The following is a 26,989-nucleotide window of genomic DNA, read 5'->3' on the forward strand; positions in this document are numbered from 1 at the left end:
TTCCCCGCCGTCCTGGTCGATCGCGTTGGTCCAGCGCTTGGCGACGCTGGCCAGGAACTCCGGGTCATGGTCGATCGCGATGCTGGTCAGGGAGTGCTCCACCTGGGCCATCGTCGCCTCATCGGTCAGGGGCCTGATGTTCTCCAGGGTCACGGTGATCTGGGTGGCCGCCTTGGAGGACACCGCACCTGTGGTCATGGCTTCGGCGAGTTCTTCCCGAACCGGCGGCATCGGCTGACCGGTCAGCCCGGTGCGGGGCAGGACCGCCCCGGCCAAGGCCAGGCGTCGCCGGGCCTCACCGGCACTGATCCGCAAACACGCCCGCAAATACTCCGCCGTGTTCCGAAACTCCGGAGCCCCAGGCCCCACCCCATAAGCCCGGGCAGGAACCCCGCCGGAGACAGCGCCTCCATGGTCGGCGGCAGTCCTGTCATTGTCCGCGGAGGTATCCTCGCCGCCCCAGCCACCGGTGCTGGCCGGGGAGGTTTCGCTGCTGCGCCAACCTATCGCGGTTGCGGAGGTGCCGGTATCGTTGGTGCCCCAGCCTCCAGTGCTGGCGGCGGCCGAGATCCCGTTACGGCCCCACCCTTCGTTAACGGCTAGCGTGATTCCGGAGGCAGGGCTGGCCAGGGCTTCCTGGAGGACCCGTTGCGCGAGACCCGCGGCAACGATCTGCAGGAACTCAACCGTCCGGGACAGCTCCTCAACCAAGTGCGCGTACTCACCGGCCTCTCCACCGTCCAGGAGCCTGACCTCATCAACGGCCGTCCCCGCAGCATCCAGCAGGGTCGTGGAACACTCACGCAACACCTCCAGCGGACCGCCGAGACCGGCCGGGCCTGGCATGCCCACGGCTGTCAGAAAATGGCCCGCCTCCACAGACACAGGATCAGACAATGGATCAGAGAAAGGATCAGGATCAGACGCGAAGGCCGGCTTAGATGGCAGGAGTGGATCCGGTACAGCCGCAAGCCGCCACGCAGCCAGGCGCTCCTCGCGAGGACTTCGGGCAGTAAAAAGGCCGCCGCCGGCTGAACCGGCCGGCCGGGCTGCAAGCTGTCCAATGACCTCCATAACTCAACAATGCCAAGGGGGTACGACATTATTAGGCCCTGAACCAACACGGGCAGCAATCTTCGTCAGAAAGTTCCGGGCAATTCCCCTGCTCTCGCATCCAGCACAGGAGAGACACCGTTGGTCTTGCTTCCCTGGCCCCGCCGGCCCCTTACCCCAAGCCCCCGCCCCGACTCCAATCGACGCCGGCACTCCAGCCGGCGAACTTGTGATGTCCACCGCATCCCGGCACAATCCTCCGATAGGCCTCGTTGAAAGAAATAACGAAGGGAGGCCATGTGCTCATTGTTCTGACGGGAATTGACGGTTCGGGAAAGTCGACGGCGGCACGCGCCCTCGTTGACGCTGCCCGCGGCGAAGGCAGGAACACCCTGCTGCTCAGCAACCATGCTGGCAGGCGAAGGATGTCGCTGATCAGTGCCAAACTTGGGATCAACCTGCAGCCCCGGCTGGCCGACGCCGTGGAGACGGGCATCCGCGTGTGGAACGTGCTGGTTTCGCACGCGCGGGCACGAAATTTCGAGGGCCTCGTAGTCATGGATCGTCATCTTCACTGCCAGCTGGCGCTGCGCGAGACAAGGGGCATCCCACGAGGATGGCTCCTTCCCCGCCTTATCGATTCGCTCCCCGAGCCGGACCTCATCATCCACTTGGACATCGACGCAGAAGAGGCGTACCTGCGGATCGTGGCCCGTGGCACGGATGAGGAGTCGCTGGCACACCTGGCGTCCTTCCGTGACGCATATCGCGCCCTGCCCGAGTACGAGGACTTCGTGGAGATCGACGCCGATGCCCCCGCCGCCGAAGTCCACCAACGCCTTTCGAGAATTCTCAAAGGAGTGGACGAGCCTGTTCGCTAACAACGGAGCGAACTGAGCGCCTCAGCCGAAGTCCGCGCGACCCCTGCTCAACGCCGCCCCACGCCACGTGCCCACCATCACTCCCGGGGACGCATCAGTGGCGGGTTGAGCACGGCCCGGGCCGGCTGGCCAATCGACATCCGGGCCTCCCTTGCCAGCCGGAACAGCGCCGCCGGCCTCCCGGCGTCGCCCGCCGTGGTCCGTCCCGTCTCCTCAAGGAAGCCGGGAGTGCCGGTGGCCTTGCGATGAAAATTCCGGGGATCCAGGCGGGTCCCCCACACCGCCTCGTACACGGCACGGAGCTGGGCGATCGTGAACTCCTCGCCGCAAAATGCCGCCCCCAACGGTGAGTATTCAAGCTTCGACCTGGCGCGTTCCAGGGCATCGGCGAAGATCCGTTCGTGGTCAAAGGCTAGCTGCAGCTCCCCATCCAGGACGTGGCTGACTGGATACCACGCGACATGTTCGGCGTCGCTTCCGGCGGATAAGACAGGAAAATCTGGCGCGAGCAGGAGATGGGCGACGGTGAGGACGTCCCCTCGTGGGTCGCGGCCCTTCGGCCCGTAACTGGCCAGCTGCTCCAAGTGCCCCGGAACGCGGCCGACGCCGGTTTCCTCCGCAAGTTCACGGCTCGCCGCCGTCGCCAAGTCCTCCCCCGCCAAAACAAAGCCGCCGGGCAGCGCGAGCATGCCACGGAAGGGCTCAATCAGGCGGGTGATGAGAAGGACGTGCAGGGCATCGTTGCGGACGGTGAGGGCGACGACGTCGACCGTCACCGGGAAGCGAGCAGGCTGTGTGTGCGATTCAGGCATGGGACCACTCTAGGGATTTATCGTCATCTTGACAATAAATCCAAAAGGAACCTATCGTTGCTTATCGTCAAACTGACGAGAATCTGGAGAGTTAGGGAGAGTCTCATGGCCAGCATCAAGCGCTACCCTTGGGTCAGCCATTTTCTGGGCAGCCCCACCGGCTACGTCGTCCACTTACAGCGGGGCATGATCAAACATCAGGGCGTGGGCCAGGCCTTCTGGTTCCGACCACAAAACTCGGTACTCAGCGAAGTTCCGGTGGATGACCAGGAATTGCCCACGCTCTTCCACGCCATCACCCGCGACCACCAGGACGTGAGCGTGCAGGCCAATGTCACCTACCGCTTCATTGACCCGGTGGCCGTTTCCAGTCGACTGGATTTCGGCCTCAAGAGCGCGGGAACGGCACCGGCGACAGGGCGGGAGCAGGTGGCAACCATCATCGGCCAGCTGTGCCAGAGCCACGCGATCGACCAGATTGCAACCACAACACTCAGCGAGGCATTAGAGCGTGGAGTGAGCCAGCTCCGCGCCTTCCTCAGCGAAGCACTGCGCGCCGATACGCGGCTTCTGTCCACCGGCATCGAAATCCTCGGGGTGCAGGTCCTGGCCGTCCGGCCGCAGTCCGACGTCGAACGCGCCTTGCAGACGCCCGTCCGTGAACAGCTGCAAGCCGAAGCCGACCGGGCCGTGTACGAACGCCGAGCACTTGCGGTGGAGCGCGAGCGCACGATTTCGGAGAACGAGATGTCCAGCCAGATCGAGCTGGCAACGCGTCGGGAGCAGCTGGTCGCCCAGGAGGGCACCAATGCACGGCGTGAGGCAGAGGAAAAGGCTGCAGCAGGCCTAATCGACGCTCATGCTGCGGCCGAGCGGAAGGGTATTGCCGCAACGGCAGATGCCAACCAGATCCGCCTGGTTGGCGAGGCTGCCGCCGCCCGCGAAGCCGCCACCATGGAAGTTTACCGGGGCATGGAGCAGCCCACGTTGCTGGCGCTGGCCCTCCGCGATGCGGCTGGTTCGCTACCCAACATCGGCAACCTCACCATCACGCCGGACCTGCTCAGTGGAGCGCTGGCCGGTCTCTTCCGGCAGCCTGCCCTGGTACCGGCCAACCCGGCAGGCCGATCCGCCGGCCCAGCCTCAGGCGGAACCGCCGGCCCAGCCAGCGGAACTGACAGGTAGGGTCTCGTCATGGCTAAACCGCGCCTCGTGATCGTCCGCCGGCGGACCGAATTGCAGGAACTGCTCGACCGGCATGCTACCCGAGGCCAGGCGGAATTCTTCCTCCGCACCAGGGGCCGTAGCATCCAGGATGTTCAGGAGCGCCACGACAGGCTAGAGGAGGCACTAGTGACAACGCGTGCCGCGGTTCCTGCCGGATGGCGTTCCGCCGAGGTGGAGCGGACGGACCTGAGCCGTTTCCTCTTCACTGCTGAGGACATCATCGCGGTGGTGGGGCAGGACGGGTTGGTGGCCAACATGGCCAAGTACCTTAACGGGCAGCCCGTCATCGGGATCGATCCGGAGCCCGGCTCGAATCCGGGGGTACTGGTCCGGCATACGCCCCGGTCCGCCACGAGGCTGCTGCAGCAGGCCGCCCACGAGGGGCCGGGGCAGCTACGTTGCCAGGAGCTGGCCACTGTTACGGCCCGGCTCGACGACGGGCAGGAATTGTCGGGGCTAAACGAAGTTTTCATCGGGCACAGCTCGCATCAGTCAGCCCGTTACCACCTCAGGACTCCAAACGGCCAGTCGGAGCGGCAATCGTCCTCGGGGCTGATCGTCTCCACTGGCACCGGCGCAACCGGCTGGTGCGCGTCAATCGCTCTGGAACGAGGCGGACGTCTCCTGCCTGCGCCCACAGATCCCCGGCTCGCCTGGTTCGTGCGCGAAGCATGGCCCTCCCCCATCACGGGCACGTCCCTGACCGAGGGACTACTTGAGGCGGACCAGTTCCTCCGAATCACCGTAGCGTCCGACCAACTCGTTGTATTCGGCGACGGCATGGAGGACGACCGCCTCGCCGCTTCCTGGGGCCAGGAGATTACGGTGCACCTGGGGGAAAAGCCGTTGCGGCTGGTGGCCTAGGGGCACCCTGCACCCCTAGACCAAGTTTGTCGTCGCTACACGAGAGCGCTTTCGGGTGCATAAGCGTGGGTGTTGCGCACGAAGATGGACTCGTCCAGGGAGGCCACGGAGGTCTTGCCCACAAAGCCCATGGCTCCCTTGAGTTCGTCATGAAGAATGCTGAATGCATGGTCCACTGCCGATTCGCCCCCGGTAGCAAGAGCGTAGGCAAACGGGCGGCCGGCAAGGGCTGCCCGTGCACCCAGGGCCACAGCCTTCGCAATGTCATGGCCCCGCCGGATCCCGCCGTCAAGATAGATCTCAGCGCGTCCGCCGACGGCTTTCACGATGGATGGCAGGACGTCGATGGTGGCGGGTTGCGAATCGAACTGCCGGCCACCGTGATTTGACACAAAGATCCCGTCGGCTCCTTCCTCGACAGCGCGAACAGCGTCCTCGGCGTCCATAATTCCCTTGATCACCAGGTTTCCGCACCACTCTGAGCGGAGCTTGGCAAACTGCTCCCAGGTGGCACCGGGATTCTTGTTGGATGCCATCCAGCTGTTCATCTCGTCCATCCGGAGTGGACGGCCGTTGATCTCATAGTTCCCGTACGTCATCTTCCGTCCGGTAAGCCACCGCCACAGCCACCCCGGGCGAGTTGCCGCATTGAAGTAATCAGCCACCGGGGGACGCGGCGGCATGGACAGTCCGTGGTGCAGGTCGCGTTCCCGTTTGCTGGAGGAACCTACGTCGCCAGCAACAACCAGCGTCTCCACGCCAACGGCCCCGGCACGCTTGATGTAGCTGGCAGTTTCCCCCGGGTCTTTCCAGAAGGCCACCTGCGCCCAAAGATTGTTGGGAGCCACCCCTGCAACCTCTTCGAGCGAACAGCCGGCCCAGGCGCTGTGGATGAAGATCGATCCCGCCCTGGCTGCTGCCCGGGCAACGGCAGGATCCGAGCCGGGGTGAAAGATGGTCAACATGCCCATCGGCGCCACCATTAGAGGCAGGGCCAAGGAATGCCCAAGCACTGTGGTTGAAGTATTCATGTCTGACACGTCCACCAGGGAGCGTTGGCGAAGCATCAGGGCGTTGAACCGGTCCTCGTTCGCCAGCATGGTGGTTTCGTCCAGGGCACCGCCCTCAAGATAGTCGGAGATCATCTTGGGAAGGCGCTTCCGCGATGCCACACGGTAGTCATCCATGCTGACAATCCATTTGTTTCTCATGGTTCCTGCTCCAATGTGGAAGATGAAGGCCTAAAGTACTTTCGCCAAGAATTGTTTGGTTCGATCGTGCTGGGGTGAATGGAGAACGGACCGCGGATCGCCCTGCTCCACGACGCACCCGTCGTCCATGAAGATCAGATGGTCACTGACTTCACGGGCGAAGCCGATTTCATGAGTGACCACGATCATCGTCATCCCTGCATCGGCCAGGCCGCGCATGACATCCAGCACTTCGCCCACAAGCTCGGGGTCCAGTGCCGACGTCGGCTCGTCAAAGAGCATCAGCCTTGGTTCCATGGCTAGAGCACGGGCAATGGCGACACGCTGCTGCTGGCCGCCCGACAGGGCGGCCGGATACACCTCCGCTTTGGCTGCAAGGCCTACCCGATCCAGGAGGTCGTAGGCCCGCTTCCGGACCACGGCACGGCTTTCCTTTTTCACGCGGATTGGAGCCTCGCAAATGTTTCCCAGGACCGTCATGTGGGGAAAGAGATTGAAGCTCTGGAAGACCATGCCGATGTTTTCGCGGGACCGCGCGGCCTCGGCATTGCTCTGCGCCTCTACCCGGCCTTTCTTGATCTTCACTCCCACTGGCTGTCCCTCGACGATGATGTATCCGCCGTCGAGCGTTTCCAATTGGTTGATGCAGCGGAGGAATGTTGATTTACCAGATCCGGAAGGACCGATGATGCATGTGACGTCGCCCCTGCGAATCGTCAGGTCTATCCCCTTGAGGACGTTGAGATCACCGAAGTTCTTGACGACACCCCTGGCCTCGACCACTACTTCACTCATGATTGAACCTCCTGCTTGGGCGGCCGGGAACGTAATGTCTTGGAGAAGCGGGGGAAGTTGCGTAGCTGATCCGTTTTCCCTGAACCCCTGTTGTAATGCCGTTCGATGTAGAACTGACCCAAGCTCAGAATGCTGGTGACCAGCAGGTACCACAGACTTGCGGCGATCAAGAGCGGGATTGTTTTGAAGTTCGCGCTGTACACGAGCTGAGCGGAGTACAGCAGCTCCGGGAAAGCGAGCACGCTGACCAGGGACGTCGTCTTGAGCATCGAGATGGTCTGGTTGCCCGTCGGAGGAATGATGATCTTCATCGCCTGCGGGAGGACAATCCGCCAGAGGATCGTGAACCGACGCATTCCAAGGGCTTTGGCGGCCTCAGTTTGTCCGCGGTTCACGCTTAGGAGTCCGGCCCGAACGATTTCGGACTTGTATGCGCCCTCATTGAGGCCGAGTCCCAGAATGGCAGCCAGGAAGGGTGTGATGAGAACGTTGGCATCCACTGAGAAGAATTCCGGACCAAACGGTATCCCTATCGCAATCCGGGGATAGATGGCCGCGATGAAGCCCCAAAAGAGGAGTTGGACGAATACCGGCACGCCACGGAAGATCCAGACGAGGAAGGCCGCTACCCCGGCAATGATGAAGTTGGGGGCCAGCCTTGCCAGAGCCAGAATGACCCCAACGACAATCCCGACAACCATGGAAATGGCAGTCAGTCCAAGGGTGCGCAGAAGTCCGGTGAACAGCCGTTCCGAGGAAAACCAGCCGAATACGACGCCCCACTCGAACCGGGGGTTGGTAACCAGCGAATAGCTGACCAGGAAGATGGCAAACAGGACTATTGACGCAGTCAGCCACAACATCCCATGGTGCTGATGCGGCCGTCCAAGGAGAAGTTTGCGGTCTATGCCGTCGTCGGCAACCGCTTCGGTGCTTGAGTCCGTGGCAGTATCACTCATGGCGCCTACTGTTCCTTGTTGAAGGCAAAGTCTGTGATGGCGCCACTGCCAACACCCCACTTATCGAGGATTTCCTTGTACGCGCCGCTCTCGACGAGGGACTCCATACCGAGCTTGATAGCCGTTTCCAGGCCGGCATCCTTCTTGAAGCCGATGCTGACCGGTGACAGGTCCTTCTCGCCGAGCAGCTCGATCTGGCCACCCTGCTTGATCGCGTAGCCGAGGGTAGGGCCGTCAATGTAGACGGCGTCTATGCGGCCTGCCGTGAGGGCGAGGTTAGGCGCCTGCATGTCGGGGTAGGTCATGGCCTGGATGGCCTCCTTACCTCCGGACGTACACGCCTCTGACAGGGCTGGAAGCCGTTTGAGGTCCTGGAACGATCCCTTCAGCACGCCGACGCGCTTGCCGCATAGATTGTCAATTTCCAAGCCCTGGGGGTTTCCGGGTGCGACACCGATGCCGCTGCCTGACTGGTAGTAGTCCACAAAGTCGAGGACCTTCCTCCGCTCGACCGAGGGCGACATCTGGGAAATAGCCATGTCGAACTTGCCGGCAGCAATGCCCGGAATAATCCCGTCGAACGGTCCGCTGACCACCGTGGTTTCAAGGCCCAGGGTCTTCCCCAGTGCGACCGCTATTTCGGGATCCACACCGATGGTGGTAGTGCCGTCTTCTGCCATGAAGTGCAGAGGCGGCGAACTCTGGCTCATGGTCACCGTGAGGGTTCCCCTGTCGCGGACGGCTTGGGGAAGGGCAGCCGCAGCGGCCTCGTTGACCTCAACCTTCTTTGTGGACTCCGACGTTTTGGAGGACTCCGGAGGGGCAGCATTGGACATCTCGGGATTCGAACACCCGGAGAGGGTGACGGCTGCCAGGGAAACAGCGGCGAGGGACATGAACACCCTTTTGAACTTATTCGTCATCATCTGCACACCTTTTTGAGAGTCAACAGCTGTAAGGGGACTGGTGGGGAAACCCGGGAAACCTGAACAGCCCGTGCCACCAGGCGCTGGCCAAAGCGCAACCGTTCCCGCTTCAAACACAACTTGTGTTTCAGATCACTGATGTGATCCACTTCATGCATAGTACATCATGCACGATTTGGAACAAGGGCCCTGACTGAGGGCCCATTTACCACTTCAGTGGCGGATCCTTTAGCACCGGAACCGCCATATCCCGGGCCAGACCACCAATACTTCACATAGGATTTCGAAATGAACGCCACTTCACCTCAGGAAGAGGTCCAGCTGATCGGAAACCGCCAGATGCTGGTGGATTTCGTCTTTGAGGCCATCCTGTCGTTGCTATTGGACGACAAAATTCCAACGGGTTCACCGCTGAACATCGACGGACTGGCCAAGCGCTTCAAAGTGTCGTCGACGCCGGTCCGGGAAGCATTGGCCCGACTAGAGGCGACCGGGATGGTGAGGCGGGAAGCGCTTAGGGGATACAAGGTTGCCCCCGCACCGACGGCATCAGACGTGGACGCTCTCCTGACAACTCGGCAGGTGCTCGAACCGGCTATCACCCATATTGCCTGCGATAACGTAACCCCCAGCCTGGTGGCTGAGCTCAACAGGTTTAACAAGGAACTCGACGCCTCCCGCCGTGGCGGGGACAGATTCGCGGATTATCGCGCTTACTGGAAAGCCGACGAGATGTTCCACCGCCGGATCGTGGAATCCACAAATAACGAATTCCTGCTGAGGGCCTACAGTTCAGTCGAAGGGCACATCCAGCGGTTCAGGCTCATGGTTCACAACGACATGAGCGGTGAGCATACGGTACGCGAACACCAAGCGATCATCGACGCCTTTCAGGCAAACGATGCAGAAGGCGCCAGGACTGCAATGAATAAGCACATTGATGGAATCAGGTCGCGCTCGTCGAACCTCACCAAATTCTCAGATCCCGACGGCGCCTAGCGCGAGTGGGGCCTGCCGCCGGCATCGCGGAGGCAGGCCCCAAGCATTAGCGAAAACTTCCCGCCTCTCAGACCGCCGGTTTGATGTTGTGGTTGACATGGAAGAGGTTGCCGGGATCGTACTTCGCCTTGATCTTCGCCAACCGGGCGTAGTTGCCTCCGTAGGTATCTTCGATGCGGGGCTGGTCGTCGGCGTCGAGGAAGTTGACGTAGCCAACGCCTGCCCCGTGGGGGTGGAGGGCGCCGTAGTAGTCGCGGACCCAATTAGTATTGGCATCGTTGTCGGCAGGTGACTCCCACATTCCTGCGATAGCCACCGAGAAATTAACGTCCCGGTAAGGAAACGCAGTCTCGTCCTGCCCTACCCGCTGTGCGGCGCCGTTAATGGGGTAGTAGTGGTTGGCTGTTTGGAGGCTGGGAACCCCGGCTCCAAACTTCTGGGCGACGCCGATCACGTCGTCGCTTAGCTCTCGAAGGAACTCTGCCTTCCAATAACCCTGGTTACCTTTCGGGTGAAGGGGATCGAACATCGTGTTGAGCACCGCGTACGGGAGCGGCCCCACAAACGACCCGGCAACTGGGGCGACATCCATGAACTGCTGCCACTGCCGTTCACCTTCATCGTGGGGACCTGTCCATGCGCCCACTATGACCACCACGGGCTTGCCGTGGTGCTCCTCAGGCAGGAAGGGCACCGGCGGACCCTGGTGAAAGCCGAGGAAGATCCCCATCTCTTCCGGCGCCGTGGCGATATAGTCCCGGTACAGCTGAGCAACAGCTTCAGTGTGCTCCTGCCGATAGATGACCACGCCGCCGTACAGCAAGTCGATAGGATGCAGATCGAATTCCAGGGAAGTGACGACGCCGAAGTTTCCTGTGCCGCCGCGTAACGCCCAGAAGAGATCCTCGTTCTCGATGGCGCTGGCCGTTAGGAACTTCCCGTCTGCTGTGACTACGTCAGCGGACTTGAGGTTGTCGCAGGAGAGACCATGCTTGCGGGCAAGGTAGCCAATTCCGCCGCCGAGGGTTAGGCCAGCAACGCCTGTAGATCCGATAATGCCGCCTGTCGTGGCGAGCCCGAAGGCGGTTGTTGCGTAGTTGAAGTCTGCCCAGGTGGCTCCTGCTTCAGCCCGAGCCGTTGATGCAGCCGGATCCACCCGGACGCCACGACGATCGGTGAAGTCGAGCACGAGGCCTACGTCACAGGTCCCGAATCCGGATGCACTGTGACCGCCGCCCCGCAGCGCCAGGTCCAGGCCGCCGTCGCGGGCAAAATTGACTGCCGCAATGACGTCCGCGACCTGCGAAACACGCAGTATGGCAGCCGGACGTTTGTCGATCATGGCGTTATAGACAGCCCGGGCGGCCTCATAGTCGGGGTGGTCGGAGGTGATGACTTGGCCCCGCACCTTTTCCTGCAGGGCCTGTAATGAATTGTTGTCCACGGTGACTCCCATGCCCCCTGAGCATGCCTGCACGATCAGGGGTCTGGCACGGCAACCCTTCCAACCGTGCCTGATCTTTCATGTGACAAGTGCCGCGGCCCCGGCCAGAGCCGGGAGCAGGCTCGCAAGCCTTCTGTAGCAGTGGAGACCTGATGCACCGCCAGGCGCGCCACCTTGGCCCTGCCTGCCGGCGTGATTCAAGAAAAGTGTGCCCTGCGGCCTGCCGCAGGGGATGCCGCAGGGCACGTTCGGCTCGTCGACTAACCGTAAAGTACGCCCGGCTGTTTCAGTGGTCAAGAAGCAAATCGAACGGTTTGCTAACGCCACCTGGGTTCAGGGCTATCGCCTCGGGGTGGGCTGCGGCGCGGAAGATCAAATGACTGTCTTCTTGCCCCGCCGCCGCCACCAGATAACCGCAACGGCGATGGTCAGTACAACAAGAGCGCCAAGGACGTAAGGCGCAAGGTTGAGGCGAGTACCTTCGGCTTCGGCCGTTTCACCGGTTCCCGGATTCGCCGGATTGCTGGTCTGGCCGGGGTTGGGGCTGATTTGGCCCTGTGGCTGGGTGCTGACTTCGCGGCTTATTGGCTCGCTGAGCTGGATGTCAGCGGGCGCCTCGGCGACATAGTGGGCGTCATAGTGGGCGTCCGCCTGCGTAGAGGCGATCGCGGGCCAGGACAGCGAGAGTGCCGCCAAGGCCGACAACATCAACAAACCGAACGACGCGAAAATCCTGCCCATTGCTCCTCCTGCACTGTCTGCCCAGGAAACGTAGCCTCCCGCGAATGCCTGTCTTCGCATTCCCAACAGTAAGCATGGTTACTATTCAGGTTGTAAGCAAGCTTGGCAGTAATTTGCTTCGTGGGTGGGCGGACGACAAGCACCCTCCAACTCCTTCCCCTTGACTCCTCCCCCTCTCCTTCCTTACACTTTTCATAAAGCAGAATCTAAATTCCACAAGGCGGAAACAATCGGAAGGCCGGAGCCCCAGGAACTTAGATCCCAGCCCTCCTTGGAAGGACCTACGATGACGTACACAGTGAACTGCTCCATCCTGCTGACGGAGCTGCCCCTGCTCGAGCGCCCCGCTGCCGCCAAGGCTGCCGGCTTTGACGCCGTCGAATTCTGGTGGCCGTTCGACACCTCCGTGCCCACCGACGCCTCGGTTACTGAGTTCGAAAACGCCATCCTCGACGCCGGAGTCCAGCTCACCGGCCTGAACTTCAACGCCGGCAACATGCCAGGCGGTGACCGCGGCCTCGTCTCCTGGCCCGCCCGCTCCACCGAGTTCCTGGACAACATCGACGTCGTGGCAGGCATCGGCGAGCGCCTCGGCTGCAAGGCCTTCAATGCCCTCTATGGCAACAGGATTGACGGTGAATCACCCGAGAAGCAGGACGAGATCGCTGCCGAGAACCTCGCCGCAGCAGCCGCAGGCGTCGCGTCCATCGGCGGCACAGTGCTCCTCGAGCCCGTCAGCGGCGCCCCTAAGTACCCGCTCCTCAAAGCCCAGGACGCGCTCAACGTCATCGCCCGAGTCAGGGACGAAGCCGGCACGGAGAACATCAAGCTCCTCGCCGACTTCTACCACCTCGCTGTCAACGGCGACGACGTCGCAGCCGTCATCGAGAACCACGCCAAGGACTTCGGCCACATCCAGATTGCCGACAACCCCGGCCGCGGGGCTCCCGGAACCGGTGAGCTTCCCCTCGGCGAATGGATCGCCCGCAGCCGCGAACTCGGCTACGAAGGCTACATCGGGCTCGAATACAAGGAACCGCAGGAAACCGCCTTCAGCTGGGCCATCCGCGAACGCGCCGCCCACTAACCACCGGCAGCCACCACCACAAGACTTCAGAAAGAGAATCACAATGAGCAACGTTGCAGTCATCGGACTCGGAATCATGGGCCTGCCCATGGCCATCAACCTGGTCAAGGCCGGTCACACCGTCACCGGCTTCAACCGCAGCCAGGACAAGATCGACAAGCTCGTCTCCGAAGGCGGCAAGGGCGCCACGAGCATCGCCGACGCCGTCAAGGACGCCGACGTCGTCATCACCATGGTGCCGGACTCCCCCGACGTCGAAGGTGTAGTCAGCGGCGAAGAAGGCGTCTTCGCCAACGCCAAGCAGGGCACCCTCTGGATCGACGCCAGCAGCATCCGCCCCGACGTTGCAGCCCGACTGGCAGCAGACGCCAAGGCAGCAGGCATCCGCCCCCTCGACGCCCCGGTCTCGGGGGGCGAGCAGGGCGCCATCGACGCCGTCCTCTCCATCATGGTCGGCGGCGAGAAGGAAGACTTCGAAGCAGCACAGGACGTCCTTAACGCCGTCGGCAAGACGATCGTCCACGTCGGCCCCTCCGGCTCCGGCCAGACCGTCAAGGCAGCCAACCAGCTGATCGTGGCAGTCAACATTGAAGTCCTTGGCGAAGCCATCGCTTTCCTCGAGGCCTACGGCGTGGACACCGACGCCGCCCTCAAGGTCCTCGGCGGCGGCCTGGCCGGCTCAAAGGTCCTGGACCAGAAGGGCCAGAAGATGCTGGACCGCAACTTCGAGCCCGGCTTCCGCCTGGCCCTCCACCATAAGGACCTCGGCATCGTCACCTCCGCAGCCCGCGAAGCTAACGTGTCGATCCCGCTCGGCGCCGTCGTCGCACAGCTGGTCGCCGCCACCGTCAACCAGGGCGACGGCGGACTGGACCACTCGGGCCTCTTCAAGCAGGTCCTCCAGCTCAGCGGCCGCAGCTAACAGCAGCAGGCCCAAGGGGCCCAAGGGCAAAACCCGGCAGCCGTCGTCGTACCTCAGCGACGACGGCTCAGCCCACCACACCCAAAACAGACTTACTAGGAGCACACCATGACCAAGATGCGCACCGTAGACGCTGCCATCGCCATCCTGGAAAAGGAGGGCGCCACCGAGGCGTTCGGCCTGCCAGGCGCGGCGATCAACCCGTTCTACTCCGCGATGAAAGCCCACGGCGGTATCCGCCACACCCTGGCCCGACACGTCGAAGGCGCCAGCCACATGGCCGACGGCTACAGCAGGGCAGCAGATGGCAACATCGGCATCTGCATCGGCACCTCCGGCCCTGCCGGCACCGACATGATTACCGGCCTCTACGCCGCCTGGGCCGACTCCATCCCGATGCTCTGCATCACCGGCCAGGCACCGGTTGCCAAGCTGCACAAGGAAGACTTCCAGGCCGTGGACATCGAGTCCATTGCCAAGCCCGTCACCAAGATGGCCATGACCATCCTGGAGCCCGGCCAGGTTCCCGGCGCCTTCCAGAAGGCCTTCCAGCTGATGCGCTCCGGCCGTCCCGGCCCCGTGCTGCTGGACCTGCCGATCGACGTGCAGATGGCCGAGATCGAATTCGATATCGACACCTACGAGCCCCTGCCCGTCGAGAAGCCCCGGGCCAGCCGCAAGCAGCTGGAAAAGGCCCTGGACATGCTGACTGCGGCCAAGCACCCGCTGATCGTGGCCGGCGGCGGCATCATCAACGCCGGCGCCTCGTCGCAGCTGGTGGAACTGGCCGAGCTGCTCAACGTTCCCGTGATCCCCACCCTGATGGGCTGGGGCGCCATCCCGGACGACCACGAGCTGATGGCCGGCATGGTGGGCCTGCAGACCAGCCACCGCTACGGCAACGAGAACTTCCTGCGCAGCGACTTCGTGATCGGCATCGGCAACCGCTGGGCCAACCGCCACACCGGCGGCCTGGACACCTATATGGCAGGCCGTAAGTTCGTGCACATCGACATCGAGCCCACGCAGATCGGGCGCGTGTTCTCCCCGGATTTCGGCATTGCCTCCGACGCCGGTGCCGCCCTGGACGGGCTGCTGGAACTGGCCCGCGAACGCCAGGAAGCAAAGACCCTGCCGGACTACTCCGCCTGGGTTGCCGAATGCGTTGAGCGCAAGGGAAGCCTGCACCGCAAGACCCACTTCGACAACGTGCCGATCAAGCCGCAGCGCGTATACGAGGAAATGAACAAGGCTTTCGGCAAGGACACCACCTACGTGTCCACCATCGGCCTGTCGCAGATCGCGGGTGCCCAGATGCTCCACGTGTTCGGCGCCCGCAAGTGGATCAACGCCGGCCAGGCAGGCCCGCTGGGCTGGACCGCTCCGGCCGCCCTCGGCGTCGTTCGCGGCAAGCCGGGCGAGAACGTGGTGGCCCTGTCCGGTGACTACGACTTCCAGTTCATGATCGAGGAGCTGGCTGTGGGTGCGCAGTTCAACCTGCCGTACATCCACGTGGTGGTGAACAACTCCTACCTGGGCCTGATCCGCCAGTCCCAGCGCGGCTTCCAGATGGATTACCACGTGTCCCTGGGCTTCGACAACATCAACTCCCCGGAAACCATGGGGTACGGCGTGGACCACATCAAGGTAGTTGAAGGCCTGGGCTGCAAGGCCATCCGCGTGGAGAACCCGGAGGACATGCCGGCCGCTTTCGACAAGGCCAAGGCCCTGCGCGACGAGTTCAAGGTTCCCGTTGTGGTGGAAGTGATCCTGGAAAAGGTCACCAACATCTCCATGGGCCTGGAAATCAACGCCGTGAACGAGTTCGAAGAGCTGGCCGAGTCGGCCGAGGACGCTCCCACGGCGATCCTCGCGCTGCAGAACTAGCTTCACGAGTAAACAGAAGGAGGTACCGGAATGCGTGTGGTCATAGCCCCGGATAAATTCAAGGGTTCGCTGTCCGCCCCCGACGTCGCCAGCCGCCTCAGTGCGGGACTGCGGCAGGGTGCCGAGGCAGCAGGTCAGGCGTTCGAGGCCACACTCATTCCGGTGGCCGACGGCGGCGAGGGAACGCTCGACGCCGCCGTCGGCTCCGGATTTACCCGCCGGACCGCCACTGTCACCGGCCCTCTGGGACAGCCCGTCCAGGCCGACTTCGCGGTCCGCGGCCGGGAAGCCGTCATCGAGATGGCGGCAGCGTCCGGACTGGCGCTGCTCCCCGGCAGGCCGACGTCGGACACCGCCAAGACAGCCACCAGCCTCGGCACCGGGGAGCTCATCCGCGCCGCCCTGGACCTTGGCTGCCGGAAGATCATCCTCGGCGTCGGCGGCAGCGCCAACACCGACGGCGGGGCCGGAGTCCTGCAGGGCCTCGGCGCAAAACTGCTCGACGCCGACGGCCAGGAACTTCCGCTCGGCGGCGCTGCCCTGGCCCGACTGGACTGGATCGACTTCTCGGGGCTGGACGTCCGGCTTGAGGAGGCCCGCTTCGTGCTGGCGTCCGACGTCGACAATTCCCTCCTCGGAGCCGAAGGCGCCCCTGCGATTTTCGGGCCGCAAAAGGGTGCGACGCCGGACGACGTCACCGAACTCGACGCCGCCCTGGCCCGCTTCGTGGACGTCCTCGCCAACGAAATCGGCGACCGCGCCGTGCGTGCGGCCAAAGCCCCAGGCGCGGGTGCGGCCGGCGGCGCCGGCTACGCGGCCATCGCGGCGCTGGCGGCAACCCGCAGGCCGGGCATCGACGTTGTCCTCGAATTCACCGGCCTCGAAGAGCGACTGGCCGGCGCGGACCTGGTGATCACGGGCGAAGGCAGCCTGGACGAACAGAGCCTGCTCGGCAAGACGCCCATGGGCGTTGCCCGCGCCGCTGCCCGAGCGAACGTCCCGGCCGTGGCGGTCTGCGGCCGCACGACCCTGGACGCCACCCAAATAAATGAATCCGGTTTCCGGCAGGTCTACCCCCTGACGGCGCTGGAAAGCAATGTAGAGATATGTATAGCTGAAGCAGGACGCCTGCTTGAAGAATTAGGTAGGCACATCGGCGTGCACCTGATCGAAAGTGCCACCACGAAGGAGCCCCTGAATGTCTGAACAAACCTTTGACCTGGTCATCCGGGGCCAGCGGATCCTCACCACGGCCGGCATCGCCGCCCGCGAAGTCGGAGTGCGCGACGGCGTGATCGTCGCCATCGAGCCCCTCGGCAACGGCCTCAACGGCCGTGAAGTGATCGAGCTCGCCGACGACGAGACGCTCCTTCCCGGCCTCGTGGACACCCACGTCCACGTCAACGAACCCGGCCGCACAGAGTGGGAGGGCTTCGCCTCCGCTACGCGTGCCGCAGCGGCCGGCGGCGTCACCACGATCATCGATATGCCGCTGAACTCCATTCCGCCCACCACCAATGTTGACGGCCTCAAGCTCAAGCGCGAGGTGGCCGAGGACCAGGCCTTTGTGGACGTTGGATTCTGGGGCGGCGCGATCCCGGGCAACAAGGCGGACCTCCGCCCGCTGCACGACGAAGGCGTCTTCGGCTTCAAGTGCTTCCTGCTCCACTCCGGCGTGGACGAATTCCCGCACCTGGACGCGGACGAGATGGAAGAGGACATGCGTGAGCTGAAGTCTTTCGACTCGCTCATGATCGTCCACGCCGAGGACTCGCACGCTATCGACCACGCCCCGCATCCCGGCGGTGACCAGTACGCCACGTTCCTGGCTTCCCGCCCGCGCGGCGCCGAGAACAAGGCGATCGCCGAGGTCATCGAGCGCGCCCGCTGGACCGGCGCCCGCGCCCACATCCTGCACCTCTCGTCGTCGGACGCGCTGCCCATGATCGCCACGGCAAAGCGCGACGGCGTCCGCCTCACCGTGGAGACGTGCCCCCACTACCTGACCCTCATGGCCGAGGAAATCCCCAACGGCGCCACCGCCTACAAGTGCTGCCCGCCCATCCGTGAGGCCTCAAACCGTGAGCTGCTGTGGAAGGGCCTGGAGGACGGCACCATCGACTGCATCGTCTCCGACCACTCCCCCAGCACCCTGGACCTGAAGGACCTGGAGAACGGCGACTTCGCCGTGGCATGGGGCGGCGTGTCCTCGCTGCAACTGGGACTGTCCCTGATCTGGACCGAGGCCCGGCACCGCGGCATCCCCCTGGAGCAAGTGGTCTCCTGGATGGCGAAGAAGCCCGCCGAACTGGCCCGCCTGCAGAACAAAGGCCAACTCGCCTTGGGTTACGACGCCGACTTCTCGGTCTTCGCGCCGGACGAGGCCTTCGTCGTCGACGTCTCCAAGCTCAAGCACAAGAACCCGATCACCCCGTACGACGGCAAGGCCCTCTCCGGCGTCGTACGTAAGACCTTCCTGCGCGGCAAAGCGGTAGACGGCCGGACTCCCGGCGGCAAGCTGATCCGCCGCGGCGGCGTCTGAGGGGACCCCTGTGGCCGTCAACGTCCACACCCCCAGGCCCGCTGGTTTCCCCAGGCCCGCCCTGAGCAGCACCCGGGCTGAAGCCCGGGGCCTGGCCCTCTGGGTTCAGCCCAGCGAGTGCCAGGAGATCGATGCGGCCACCATGGCCCGTGCGGTGGAGCTAATCCGCCTCAAGGCCCAGCAGCTTGCCCCGGGCGCCCAGATCAGTATCTGGCCCGCCTCGGGACCCCACACTTCCGGCGTCGGCGCCAGCTCCGACGGCGGCACTCCGACGGAGACCGCCGACGCCGGGAACCCACCACCACAGGCCAACCCGAAAGGCGCCCCGCCTGCCGAACCGACAGCTGGCGCGACCATTCCCCTCGCCGGCCGCCGCAGCCGGGTGGCAGTAGATTTGGCGGCCGACGTCGTGCTCCTGGACGGCGATCCCGTGGCCTTCACGTCCATGGAATACAAGCTGCTGCGCTACCTCGTGGTGAACTGTTCGAGGGCGATCGGGCGGGAGGAGCTGCAGCGGTTTATTGAGTTCCTTGACTGCCCCGGTGCCGCATTCCGCTCGATTGACGTGTACGTTGGACGCATCCGGCGGAAGCTCGGTTCGGCTCGCCATGTCGTTGCCACCGTGCGCGGCGGCGGCTACCAGTTTGTTCCCGGTCCGCACGCTACCGTTCGTGGACCTGCGGAATACAGTATCTAGCTGCGCGGTTACCCGGATAGACCATTTGCCGGCAGAAAGCGCCGGCACGGCCAAAACCAGGTCGCCCACACGGCGGCATTGAATGTAAGGATCACCATGACCCAGAAACTCCTCGCCGGATCGCAGGCCCCGGACTTCACCCTGTCCGACGCCAAAGGCAACAAGGTCTCGCTGTCCGACTACCGAGGCCGCAACGTCATTGTCTACTTCTACCCGGAAGCCTCCACCCCGGGTTGCACAACTGAGGCCTGCGACTTCCGCGACAGCCTCGCCAGCCTCCAGTCGTCCGGCTACGATGTCCTCGGCATCTCGCCCGACGCCCCGGAAAAGATCGCAGGCTTCGTTGACGAATACTCGCTCACCTTCCCGCTGCTCTCTGACGAGGACCACGCTGTCGCGCTGGCCTATGGCGCCTGGGGCGAAAAGGTCCGGGATGGGGAGATCGTTGAGGGCCTCGTGCGCTCCACGGTAGTGCTCGACGGCGATGCCCGGGTCAAGCTGACCCAGTACCAGGTGCAGGCCCAGGGTCACGTGGCCAAGCTGCGCGCCGAACTGGGCCTCTAACCAACCCAACCAGTTCGCAGTAGATGTCGTTATGGCGCTCTAAGCGACATCATCTACCGCCAGTCAGTTCCGTGTTGGGTAGCGTGTTGGAACGGGCCGAAGCGTGGTATTACTGAGCTGTAAAGCATTTCCACGGTTCTGTCATGAAGCTGATCAGGGATGTTATGTTTCGGCTTGAATTTCCATTTACGCGTAACCACACTTGCGTTCGCGCGCATTGCGGGGAACGGTCTCATGTGACAAACACCCCCGAATCGATAGTTAATTAGCCCTATGGATTCCAGCCCCGACCAGCGCCGCGCCGTAGTCATCGAGGATGACCCGGATATTCGTGGGCTGCTCGTTTTAATGCTTAAGAAGCTGGACTTCGAAGTAACCGAGGCATCAACCGGGCTGGACGGCATTCGGGCCGTGAGGGAGACCCACGCGGACCTCGTGACGCTGGACCTGAACCTGCCCGACATCGACGGCCTGGAGGTCTGCCGTCGACTCCGCGAATTCTCCGACGCCTACATCATGATGCTCACGGCGCGGGCAGAAGAGATCGACAGGCTGACGGGCCTGGACACCGGTGCCGATGACTACATCAACAAGCCGTTCAGCCCCAAGGAAATCCAGGCTCGCATCAAGGCGATGTTCCGCAGATCGCGCGCATCGTCATCAACGGCCGTTGAGGACGAGCTGGCACGCGCAGCGGAGGTCCAGCAGAGCCTGCTCCCGAAGGAGGCGGTGATGCTGGACGACTATGATGTCGCCGGCAGCTTCCGGCCCTCACGCAGTGTCGGCGGCGATTTCTACGACTGGTACCAGACACCGGACGGGCTCCACGTTACGTTCGCCGATGCCATGGGTAAAGGTATGGGGGCGGCCCTGATTGCGGCCACGGTCCGCGCAGTGATGCGCTCCGTGGCCAGCAGGGCCGGGATTGACAGCGCCTTCCGGGCGGCGAGCGCTACTATCGCCGCGGATCTTGACCAGTCCGATTCCTTCGTCACGCTCTTTCATGCGCGCCTCAATGCGGCCACCGGCAAGGTCAGCTACATCGACGCCGGACACGGCCTTGCGTTGCACCTCCGCGCTGACGGCAGCGTGACTCGGCTGGCTGCGGCAGGGCCGCCGGTGGGCGCATGGAGTGGACAGCAGTGGCCGGCGTCCGAAGTTGACCTGGCGCCGGGAGACAGCCTGGTGGTGGTCAGCGACGGCGTCCTGGATGCCTTCCAGGACCTGGACGAATTCACGAAGCATGTGGAGGCCGCGGTCCGCGCCCAGAAGACGGCCGAACTCGCCTGCCAAGCCGTGCTGGACCTCGCTCCGGCTGACACAGCGGGCGACGACGTCACGGCACTAATCGTGCGGCGCCTGGACGGGAGTGGCGAGTTGCCGGAAGCCGCCAGCGAAGCCGGCGAACTGGCGACAGCCTCTGCAGCTCCCTCCGCCACGCCTGACGGATCAGACCGGCAGGGCTGAATTCCGGCGTCGAACAGGGGTGGGAATTGACTCGTTTTTGGACCCGGCTCATCGTGGTGATGACCGTCGTCCTGGGCGTGAACTACGTGGCATGGCGCTGGCTTGGATCTTTGAACTGGGACGCCTGGTGGATCGCCGTGCCGCTCGTGGCCGCCGAAACGTACAGCCTGATCGACGTCTTGCTCTTCGGGATGACCGTGTGGCGGCTCAAGAGCCGGGGTGCTCCCCCGGCGGCGCCCGATGATGCGACTGTGGACGTCTTCATCACCACCTACAACGAGCCCCTGGACCTGGTGATGACGACAGCCCTGGCGGCAAAGGATATCCACCGCCCCCACAGCACCTGGATCCTGGACGACGGCGACAGGGAGGAGCTCAGGCGGCTCGCCGAAGAGCACGGAATCGGCTACGTTACCCGAAGCGCGGATTGGGCGGATATGCCCAGGCACGCCAAGGCCGGCAACCTGAACAACGCACTCATGGTCACGCACGGGGAATTCCTGCTGATCCTCGACGCCGACCAGATCCCCGAGCCGGACATCCTGGACAAGACGCTGGGCTACTTCAACAACCCCCGGGTGGCCCTGGTCCAGACGCCGCAATACTTCATCAACGTCCCTAAGGATGACCCGCTTGGCAGCCAGGCCCCGCTCTTCTACGGCCCCATCCAGCAGGGCAAGGACGGGTGGAATGCCGCCTTCTTCTGCGGATCGAATGCCCTGCTTCGTCGCGAGGCGCTCATGCAGCTGGGCCTGGTGGGCTATGTAAGGGAAACCGAGCGGAACATCCGCCAGGCACTCGCCGCCTCGCGTTCGGCCATCCGAAAAGCCAGGCGATCGGCCGACGCCGACAATCCCCTCGTGGAACACATGCTCAATGAGGTGGAGGCCGTCACTAATGAAGCCCAGGAGCAGCTCGAGACGGGCGCCTCTCTGAGCGAAATCACCTACCGCGTCCGCCGAAAGGTAGAGCAGGCCGTCCAGACGCTCGTACAGGCTGACTTTTCCGCACTGCAGTCCGACTTGGAGGAAATCGCCGCCCTCGAACTGGCCCACGTGGGAGAGTCCGGCCTCCCCGTTGTGGCAGGCGACGCCGTCGAAGTCATGTCCGGCCGGGAGTGGTCACCGCTGGGCGCCCTGGAATCCGTCCAGGCGATACTGGACGCCATCTCCGTGGAACGCATCAATGAGGCACAGCCGGTCATGCCGTTGGCCACAATCTCGGTCACCGAGGACATGGCCACCGCCATGCGCCTGCACGCCCTGGGCTGGCAGAGCGTCTACCACCACGAGGTCCTGGCGAACGGCCTGGCCCCGGAGGACCTGAAGACCATGCTCACGCAGCGGCTTCGCTGGGCGCAGGGCACCGTCCAGGTGATGCTCCGTGAGAACCCGCTGGTGCAGCGAGGACTTTCGTGGGGCCAGCGGCTGATGTACTTCGCCACCATGTGGACCTACCTGGGCGGCTTCACCGCCGTCGTTTACTTTGCCGCCCCGATCGTCTACCTGGCGTTTGGCGTCCTCCCTGTCAGCAGCCTCAGTACAGATTTCTTTATCCGGTTCATTCCGTTCATGCTGGCAAACCAGCTGCTGTTCTGGGTGGCCGGCCGCGGCATCAAGACCTGGCGGGGGCAGCAGTACAGCCTCGCGCTGTTCCCCACCTGGATCAAGGCCTGCACGACGGCGGCCCGGAACGTCTGGTTCGGGCGCCCCCTGGGATTCGCCGTTACGCCCAAGGCCAGGCAGAGCGGCGGGCCCGGCTGGAGCCTGATCCGTCCGCAAATCGTCGTGTCCGCGCTCCTGGTGGTCGCGCTCATCGTTGGAGTGGCGCGCCTTGCTGCCGGCCTGTTGGAGCCGGTGGGTACGCTGGTGAACGTAGTGTGGGTGGCTTTCGATCTAGTGGTCATGAGCGTTCTGTTCAGGGCTGTCAGGTACAAAGGTTTTATCCCTGAGGAGAGGAACGCTGATGCAGTTTAGCTATGAGGTTAAGGACTCCTATGCGGAGGTGAAAGGCTCCGGCCGCCTGAACATGGTGGCCGCTCCAAAGCTCCGTGAAGTGGTGGCCGAAGTGGTGGCCGCCGGCTCCAGTAAGGTGGTGGTCAACCTCGAGGAGACGGTGTTCATGGATTCCTCCGGCCTCGGCGCCTTGATTGGCTGCCTCAAAGCTGCACGACAGGCTGGCGGCGACCTCCGCATCTCAGGTGTGCAGCCCCAGGTCAGGATGGTCCTCGAGCTGACCAATATGGACCGGGTGCTAACGTCCTACCCCACAGCTGAGGCGGCGTTCAGCGATGACTGAGATGGTGGCTCGCCGGGGCTACCGCGGCGAGTCCGTCCCTGAGGCCATCGAGGCTGTTCATACTGAACTGGACTCGCTGTGGGAGGATGCCGACTTCGTCCCCGAGATGGACCGCATGACCTTCACCACGGCTGTGATCGAGGCGGCGTCCAATATTGTCCAGCATGCCGAGCCGGTCGCCGAGGCCCCGGTCGAGCTGGGGGTCGATATCAGTGTGTGGTCCACCCGCCTTGTGGCGCGCGTGACCGCCTTCAACGCGAAGGAACCCTTCGCTTCCCCACCCGAGACAGGCCTGCCCGACGACGACTCCGAGTCCGGGCGGGGCCTTGCCCTGATTGAAGCCCTGGTCACCACGGTGACGTTTGAACGCCAGGATGCAACGAATACCTGGATTCTGACCCGAAATTCCACGTCGGCGGCATAGAAGCAGCCGGTGCGCAGGAGAAGGAGGCAATCATGACCAACCAGCCAGGAACCCAGCCCGAAACGCTGAGAGTCGGGGTGGTGGGTGTCGGATGGGCGGGCCGGCAGCACCTCAAGGCGTACAAGGATATGGACCGCGTCGAGCTCGTGGCGTTGGCAGCCATGGAGGAAGACCTCGTCAGGGACCTCAAAGCCGAGTACGGGATTCCCCACAGTTTTTCCCGCTGGGAGGACCTCATCGAGCTCGAGGGCCTGGACGCCATCAGCGTGGCCGTTCCGACGTTCCTCCACGCGCCGATCGCTATCGCGGCGTTCGAGCGGGGGCTCCATGTGCTCAGTGAAAAGCCGCTGGCACGGAACGGGCAGGAAGGCCTGACCATGGTGGAAGCCGCCCGCAAGGCACACAGAGTCCTCGATGTCGCCTTCAACCACCGCCGCCGCGGTGACATCGCCCAGCTGAAAAACCTCATCGACGTTGGAGAGTTGGGCCGGCCCTATTACGCAAAGGCATCGTGGCTGCGCCGCTCCGGAATCCCGATGCTGGGCAGCTGGTTCACCAGTCCTGAGCTCGCCGGCGGCGGTCCACTGGCCGACATCGGCGTGCACGTGCTTGATTACTCCCTGCATCTGCTGGGAGAGCCCCGGGTTCTGTCTGTGAGCGCTGCCACGCACTCGGAGCTGGGCCCTCGTGGACTGGGCGGCAACGCCCGGTATTCGGCGATGAAGTCAAGCCACAAATTCGAGGTGGAGGACTTCGCTGCCGCGTTCATGCGCCTGGAGGGAGGCGGCACGCTGATCCTCGAGGCGGGCTGGGCCGCCTATCGGGACGAGGACGACCTGCTCGACTTTATGGTTTATGGCACCGACGGCGGCGCGGACCTACGCGCGTTGGGAACGCCCAGCGCCCCTGTCGGGGACCTGCGGATCTTCAAGGAAAAGAACGGACAGAACGCCGATTACGTGGTGGTGGCCGAGGCTGGCAGGGGACACCACGCCGTCGTCGAGGATTTCATTAACGCCATTCGAGGCGGTTCGGCCGTGTGGAGTGAACACGACGGCTCCCTCGCCTTGACCCGGGCGCTGGTGCTCGACGCCTGCTACGAATCCGCGCGGGAACAGCGCGAAGTCAGGCTGTGACATGGCGGAAAAGCTGAACATCCTCGTATGGAACGAAGGCGTCCACGAGGCACGCAACCAGCCCGAGACCATGGCCAGGATGTATCCGAGTGGCATGCATGGGGCCATCGCGGACGGCTTGCGTGATTCCTACCCGGAGGCGGACATTTCGACGGCGACACTCGCCGACCCGGAGCACGGCCTGGAGGAGGACACCCTCGCGGGGACCGATGTGCTGCTGTGGTGGGGCCACGCGGCCCACGAGCAAGTCAGCGACGACGTCGTGGAGCGCGTCCAGCGGCATGTGCTCGGCGGCATGGGGCTGGTTGTTCTCCATTCGGGCCACTTCTCCAGGATCTTCACCCGGCTGTTGGGCACCACCTGCTCGCTGCAGTGGCGTAACGAGGGCGAACGCGAGCTGATCTGGACGGTCAAGCCGTCGCATCCCATCGCCGCCGGTGTGGAGAGTCCCATCGTCATTCCGGAGCACGAGATGTACGGCGAACTGTTCGACATTCCGGAGCCGGACGACCTCATCTTCATCAGTTCCTTTGAAGGCGGCGAAGTGTTCCGCTCCGGCGTCACCTTCTCCCGTGGCAGGGGCCGGATTTTCTACTTCAGCCCAGGTGACCAGGACTATCCGATTTATCACCAGCCGCAGATCAGGAAGGTCATCGCCAACGGCGTCGGATGGGTGGGTCAGCCGGATGTGCGACGGCAGGCGCCTTCCGTGGGAAACCCCGCCCGGAACTGGTTCGCGGGTTAGCTCCTGGTTATTTGCCGCTGTTTGTGGGGAGTGCCGCCGTTTCAGGGGAGTGCCGCTGTTTCAGGCCTTCGCGAGCGCTTCCTCCAGCGCGCCAAGCACCAGCTTCACCGAGCCGGCGTTGGCGTTCGGTCCCATGGTGCCGATTCGCCAAATGCTCGCCGCGAAGCTTCCAGCCCCCGAACCTATTTCGATGCTGAAGTGTTCCAGAAGGTAGCGTCGGACGGCACCGGAGTTCACGCCGTCGGGCACTTTGACCGTAGTAAGGCTGGGCAGCCGATGGCCTTCTGCGGCGAACAGTTCCAGGCCCAGGTCCTGGAGCCCGGACTGCAAGGCGGATGCCGCCTCCCGATGGCGCGCCTGCACGCGATCCAGCCCTTCGGCCAGGATGCGGTTCAGGGCCGCTTCCAGACCCGCGATCATGGTCACCGGCGCGGTGTGGTGGTAGGTCCGGCTGCCCGTTGCCGCTCCCATGTAGCCGCCTAGCAGGCCGATATCCAGGTACCAGGAGCGTGGGTCCCTGATGCGCCGCTCGAAGGCCTGCTCGGAGACCGTAAACGGCGAGAGCCCCGGGGGCACGCCCAGGCATTTCTGCGTCCCGGCATAGCCGAGGTCGATCCCCCACTCGTCCGCCAGCAACTCCAGCCCGCCGATCGAGGTCACGGCATCCACGAGCAGCAGCGCGTCGCCCTTGTCGCGACCGAGCTCCGCGATGTCCGAGAGGACACCGGTGGAGGTTTCGGCGTGGACAGCGGCGATGACTTTCGGATGCGGGTGGGCGGCGAGGACGCGTTCGGGATCCACCGGCTGGCCCCACTCATGGTCAACGCGAACCACGGTGGCCCCGCAGCGTCGGGCGATCTCGCACATGCGCTCGCCGAAGAGCCCGTTGACCGCGATCACGGCGACGTCGCCCTCGGCCACCATGTTCACAAAGGCGGCCTCCATGCCACCCGAGCCCGTGGCACTGAGGGGAAGCGTCCGCGCGTTGGCCGTGCCCCAGACTTTGCGCAGGCCTTCGCAGGTCCGGTCCAGGCGTTGGATGAACAGCGGATCAAGGTGGCCAAGGACCGGGTAGGCCATGGCGGCGATGGCCTCGGGATAGCAGTTGCTCGGCCCCGGCCCGAAGAGGTGCCGGAAAGTCAGGGTGGCTTGGGCTGGTTCGGGGCTGGCTTGCACTTGCTCGGGCGTCATGGCAACTCCTCCGGGTTCGTGCCGCCATTGTCCCCCTTTGAGTCGGATTCTGCTCGATCATTCCTGACGAGCGGCCCGGGCCGCGTCTTTCCGGGCCAGGTGCACGCGCCAGGGTGA

Annotated in this window: 26 protein-coding genes; 17 read left to right on the forward strand and 9 right to left on the reverse strand. The window is 63.8% G+C overall.

The features are described from left to right. Positions 1 to 846: DUF222 domain-containing protein (locus tag J7E82_RS03360; RefSeq protein ID WP_214860364.1), on the reverse strand; the 846-nt coding region annotated here is incomplete at its 3' end. Between the two features lie 506 nt (positions 847 to 1,352). On the opposite strand from J7E82_RS03360, the gene J7E82_RS03365 reads away from it, so the two are divergent. Beyond that, positions 1,353 to 1,934, forward strand: a complete 582-nt coding sequence (locus J7E82_RS03365; RefSeq protein WP_214860366.1) for an AAA family ATPase — start codon at positions 1,353 to 1,355, stop codon at positions 1,932 to 1,934. Positions 1,935 to 2,011: 77 nt separating this feature from the next. On the opposite strand, the gene J7E82_RS03370 is transcribed toward J7E82_RS03365, so the two are convergent. Next, positions 2,012 to 2,746, reverse strand: coding sequence for an NUDIX domain-containing protein (locus J7E82_RS03370; RefSeq protein WP_214860367.1), 735 nt, complete (start codon positions 2,744 to 2,746; stop codon positions 2,012 to 2,014). A gap of 105 nt (positions 2,747 to 2,851) precedes the next feature. On the opposite strand from J7E82_RS03370, the gene J7E82_RS03375 reads away from it, so the two are divergent. Both J7E82_RS03375 and J7E82_RS03380 read left to right on the forward strand, forming a co-directional pair. Then, positions 2,852 to 3,931 (forward strand): SPFH domain-containing protein, encoded by a 1,080-nt coding sequence (locus J7E82_RS03375; protein ID WP_251041378.1) that lies wholly within the window; start codon positions 2,852 to 2,854, stop codon positions 3,929 to 3,931. A gap of 9 nt (positions 3,932 to 3,940) precedes the next feature. Further along, positions 3,941 to 4,837, forward strand: a complete 897-nt coding sequence (locus J7E82_RS03380; RefSeq protein ID WP_214860369.1) for a hypothetical protein — start codon at positions 3,941 to 3,943, stop codon at positions 4,835 to 4,837. Between the two features lie 35 nt (positions 4,838 to 4,872). Here the strand turns inward: J7E82_RS03380 and J7E82_RS03385 are convergent, their stop codons facing one another. The 4 genes from J7E82_RS03385 to J7E82_RS03400 are packed head-to-tail and all read right to left on the reverse strand — an operon-like array spanning position 4,873 to position 8,728. Continuing rightward, positions 4,873 to 6,048, reverse strand: a complete 1,176-nt coding sequence (locus tag J7E82_RS03385; protein ID WP_214860371.1) for an alpha-hydroxy acid oxidase — start codon at positions 6,046 to 6,048, stop codon at positions 4,873 to 4,875. A 30-nt stretch (positions 6,049 to 6,078) separates the two neighbouring features. Next, positions 6,079 to 6,843 carry an amino acid ABC transporter ATP-binding protein gene (locus tag J7E82_RS03390; RefSeq protein WP_251041379.1) on the reverse strand — a complete coding sequence of 255 codons (765 nt, stop codon included), beginning with the start codon at positions 6,841 to 6,843 and terminating at the stop codon, positions 6,079 to 6,081. After that, the gene (locus J7E82_RS03395) at positions 6,840 to 7,802 is read right to left on the reverse strand and encodes an amino acid ABC transporter permease (protein WP_214860373.1); all 963 of its coding nucleotides are present in this window, start codon (positions 7,800 to 7,802) and stop codon (positions 6,840 to 6,842) included. Before J7E82_RS03395 ends, J7E82_RS03390 begins: the two co-directional genes overlap by 4 nt. 5 nt (positions 7,803 to 7,807) lie before the next feature. Then, a complete protein-coding gene (locus J7E82_RS03400; protein WP_214860375.1) occupies positions 7,808 to 8,728 on the reverse strand; it encodes an ABC transporter substrate-binding protein in 921 nt (306 codons plus the stop codon). A gap of 288 nt (positions 8,729 to 9,016) precedes the next feature. On the opposite strand from J7E82_RS03400, the gene J7E82_RS03405 reads away from it, so the two are divergent. Continuing rightward, positions 9,017 to 9,727, forward strand: coding sequence for a GntR family transcriptional regulator (locus J7E82_RS03405; RefSeq protein ID WP_214860376.1), 711 nt, complete (start codon positions 9,017 to 9,019; stop codon positions 9,725 to 9,727). 67 nt (positions 9,728 to 9,794) lie between these two features. Here the strand turns inward: J7E82_RS03405 and J7E82_RS03410 are convergent, their stop codons facing one another. Further along, positions 9,795 to 11,171: an FAD-binding oxidoreductase gene (locus J7E82_RS03410; protein WP_308113590.1), complete on the reverse strand. Its 1,377-nt coding sequence runs from the start codon at positions 11,169 to 11,171 to the stop codon at positions 9,795 to 9,797. A gap of 372 nt (positions 11,172 to 11,543) precedes the next feature. After that, positions 11,544 to 11,912 (reverse strand): hypothetical protein, encoded by a 369-nt coding sequence (locus tag J7E82_RS03415; protein ID WP_214860378.1) that lies wholly within the window; start codon positions 11,910 to 11,912, stop codon positions 11,544 to 11,546. A 286-nt stretch (positions 11,913 to 12,198) separates the two neighbouring features. Here J7E82_RS03415 and J7E82_RS03420 point away from each other — a divergent pair, with 286 nt between their 5' ends. From J7E82_RS03420 to J7E82_RS03480, 13 genes are all read left to right on the forward strand, one after another. Beyond that, positions 12,199 to 12,999, forward strand: coding sequence for a hydroxypyruvate isomerase family protein (locus J7E82_RS03420; protein ID WP_214860379.1), 801 nt, complete (start codon positions 12,199 to 12,201; stop codon positions 12,997 to 12,999). 37 nt (positions 13,000 to 13,036) lie between these two features. Then, positions 13,037 to 13,921, forward strand: coding sequence for a 2-hydroxy-3-oxopropionate reductase (locus tag J7E82_RS03425; RefSeq protein WP_308113598.1), 885 nt, complete (start codon positions 13,037 to 13,039; stop codon positions 13,919 to 13,921). Between the two features lie 108 nt (positions 13,922 to 14,029). Beyond that, the gene (gene gcl, locus J7E82_RS03430; RefSeq protein WP_214860382.1) at positions 14,030 to 15,808 is read left to right on the forward strand and encodes a glyoxylate carboligase; all 1,779 of its coding nucleotides are present in this window, start codon (positions 14,030 to 14,032) and stop codon (positions 15,806 to 15,808) included. A 30-nt stretch (positions 15,809 to 15,838) separates the two neighbouring features. Continuing rightward, positions 15,839 to 17,014, forward strand: coding sequence for a glycerate kinase (locus J7E82_RS03435; protein WP_214860384.1), 1,176 nt, complete (start codon positions 15,839 to 15,841; stop codon positions 17,012 to 17,014). Next, complete coding sequence (gene allB / locus J7E82_RS03440) at positions 17,007 to 18,350, forward strand: allantoinase AllB (RefSeq protein ID WP_214860386.1); 1,344 nt, start codon at positions 17,007 to 17,009, stop codon at positions 18,348 to 18,350. Before J7E82_RS03435 ends, allB begins: the two co-directional genes overlap by 8 nt. Before the next feature lie 10 nt (positions 18,351 to 18,360). Beyond that, on the forward strand, positions 18,361 to 19,047 hold the full coding sequence (locus J7E82_RS03445; protein WP_308113592.1) for a winged helix-turn-helix domain-containing protein: 687 nt from the start codon (positions 18,361 to 18,363) through the stop codon (positions 19,045 to 19,047). A gap of 96 nt (positions 19,048 to 19,143) precedes the next feature. Beyond that, the gene (gene bcp, locus J7E82_RS03450; protein ID WP_214860388.1) at positions 19,144 to 19,611 is read left to right on the forward strand and encodes a thioredoxin-dependent thiol peroxidase; all 468 of its coding nucleotides are present in this window, start codon (positions 19,144 to 19,146) and stop codon (positions 19,609 to 19,611) included. 273 nt (positions 19,612 to 19,884) lie between these two features. Continuing rightward, positions 19,885 to 21,078 carry a PP2C family protein-serine/threonine phosphatase gene (locus J7E82_RS03455; RefSeq protein WP_214860390.1) on the forward strand — a complete coding sequence of 398 codons (1,194 nt, stop codon included), beginning with the start codon at positions 19,885 to 19,887 and terminating at the stop codon, positions 21,076 to 21,078. Positions 21,079 to 21,104: 26 nt separating this feature from the next. Continuing rightward, a complete protein-coding gene (locus tag J7E82_RS03460) occupies positions 21,105 to 23,054 on the forward strand; it encodes a glycosyltransferase family 2 protein (RefSeq protein ID WP_214860392.1) in 1,950 nt (649 codons plus the stop codon). After that, complete coding sequence (locus tag J7E82_RS03465) at positions 23,044 to 23,376, forward strand: STAS domain-containing protein (protein WP_214860394.1); 333 nt, start codon at positions 23,044 to 23,046, stop codon at positions 23,374 to 23,376. The genes J7E82_RS03460 and J7E82_RS03465 overlap by 11 nt, the downstream gene beginning before the upstream one ends. After that, positions 23,369 to 23,800 carry an ATP-binding protein gene (locus J7E82_RS03470; RefSeq protein ID WP_214860396.1) on the forward strand — a complete coding sequence of 144 codons (432 nt, stop codon included), beginning with the start codon at positions 23,369 to 23,371 and terminating at the stop codon, positions 23,798 to 23,800. The genes J7E82_RS03465 and J7E82_RS03470 overlap by 8 nt, the downstream gene beginning before the upstream one ends. 32 nt (positions 23,801 to 23,832) lie before the next feature. After that, complete coding sequence (locus tag J7E82_RS03475) at positions 23,833 to 24,936, forward strand: Gfo/Idh/MocA family protein (protein WP_214860398.1); 1,104 nt, start codon at positions 23,833 to 23,835, stop codon at positions 24,934 to 24,936. 1 nt (position 24,937) lies between these two features. Next, positions 24,938 to 25,681: a ThuA domain-containing protein gene (locus J7E82_RS03480; RefSeq protein ID WP_214860405.1), complete on the forward strand. Its 744-nt coding sequence runs from the start codon at positions 24,938 to 24,940 to the stop codon at positions 25,679 to 25,681. A gap of 60 nt (positions 25,682 to 25,741) precedes the next feature. On the opposite strand, the gene J7E82_RS03485 is transcribed toward J7E82_RS03480, so the two are convergent. Next, positions 25,742 to 26,872, reverse strand: coding sequence for an alanine--glyoxylate aminotransferase family protein (locus J7E82_RS03485; RefSeq protein ID WP_214860407.1), 1,131 nt, complete (start codon positions 26,870 to 26,872; stop codon positions 25,742 to 25,744). Between the last annotated feature and the right edge of the window lie 117 nt (positions 26,873 to 26,989).

Origin of the sequence: Arthrobacter sp. ISL-30 (assembly GCF_018613855.1) — a bacterium.
GTDB lineage: Bacteria > Actinomycetota > Actinomycetes > Actinomycetales > Micrococcaceae > Arthrobacter.

Excerpts from the sequence above, each read along its gene's own strand:
- J7E82_RS03370 (WP_214860367.1), bottom strand. The coding sequence starts at position 2,746 with ATGCCTGAATCGCACACACAGCCTGCTCGCTTCCCGGTGACGGTCGAC.
- J7E82_RS03375 (WP_251041378.1), top strand. The coding sequence starts at position 2,852 with ATGGCCAGCATCAAGCGCTACCCTTGGGTCAGCCATTTTCTGGGCAGC.
- J7E82_RS03380 (WP_214860369.1), top strand. The coding sequence starts at position 3,941 with ATGGCTAAACCGCGCCTCGTGATCGTCCGCCGGCGGACCGAATTGCAG.
- J7E82_RS03385 (WP_214860371.1), bottom strand. The coding sequence starts at position 6,048 with ATGAGAAACAAATGGATTGTCAGCATGGATGACTACCGTGTGGCATCG.
- J7E82_RS03390 (WP_251041379.1), bottom strand. The coding sequence starts at position 6,843 with ATGAGTGAAGTAGTGGTCGAGGCCAGGGGTGTCGTCAAGAACTTCGGT.
- J7E82_RS03395 (WP_214860373.1), bottom strand. The coding sequence starts at position 7,802 with ATGAGTGATACTGCCACGGACTCAAGCACCGAAGCGGTTGCCGACGAC.
- J7E82_RS03400 (WP_214860375.1), bottom strand. The coding sequence starts at position 8,728 with ATGATGACGAATAAGTTCAAAAGGGTGTTCATGTCCCTCGCCGCTGTT.
- J7E82_RS03405 (WP_214860376.1), top strand. The coding sequence starts at position 9,017 with ATGAACGCCACTTCACCTCAGGAAGAGGTCCAGCTGATCGGAAACCGC.
- J7E82_RS03415 (WP_214860378.1), bottom strand. The coding sequence starts at position 11,912 with ATGGGCAGGATTTTCGCGTCGTTCGGTTTGTTGATGTTGTCGGCCTTG.
- J7E82_RS03420 (WP_214860379.1), top strand. The coding sequence starts at position 12,199 with ATGACGTACACAGTGAACTGCTCCATCCTGCTGACGGAGCTGCCCCTG.
- gcl (WP_214860382.1), top strand. The coding sequence starts at position 14,030 with ATGACCAAGATGCGCACCGTAGACGCTGCCATCGCCATCCTGGAAAAG.
- J7E82_RS03435 (WP_214860384.1), top strand. The coding sequence starts at position 15,839 with ATGCGTGTGGTCATAGCCCCGGATAAATTCAAGGGTTCGCTGTCCGCC.
- allB (WP_214860386.1), top strand. The coding sequence starts at position 17,007 with ATGTCTGAACAAACCTTTGACCTGGTCATCCGGGGCCAGCGGATCCTC.
- bcp (WP_214860388.1), top strand. The coding sequence starts at position 19,144 with ATGACCCAGAAACTCCTCGCCGGATCGCAGGCCCCGGACTTCACCCTG.
- J7E82_RS03455 (WP_214860390.1), top strand. The coding sequence starts at position 19,885 with ATGGATTCCAGCCCCGACCAGCGCCGCGCCGTAGTCATCGAGGATGAC.
- J7E82_RS03465 (WP_214860394.1), top strand. The coding sequence starts at position 23,044 with ATGCAGTTTAGCTATGAGGTTAAGGACTCCTATGCGGAGGTGAAAGGC.
- J7E82_RS03470 (WP_214860396.1), top strand. The coding sequence starts at position 23,369 with ATGACTGAGATGGTGGCTCGCCGGGGCTACCGCGGCGAGTCCGTCCCT.
- J7E82_RS03475 (WP_214860398.1), top strand. The coding sequence starts at position 23,833 with ATGACCAACCAGCCAGGAACCCAGCCCGAAACGCTGAGAGTCGGGGTG.
- J7E82_RS03480 (WP_214860405.1), top strand. The coding sequence starts at position 24,938 with ATGGCGGAAAAGCTGAACATCCTCGTATGGAACGAAGGCGTCCACGAG.
- J7E82_RS03485 (WP_214860407.1), bottom strand. The coding sequence starts at position 26,872 with ATGACGCCCGAGCAAGTGCAAGCCAGCCCCGAACCAGCCCAAGCCACC.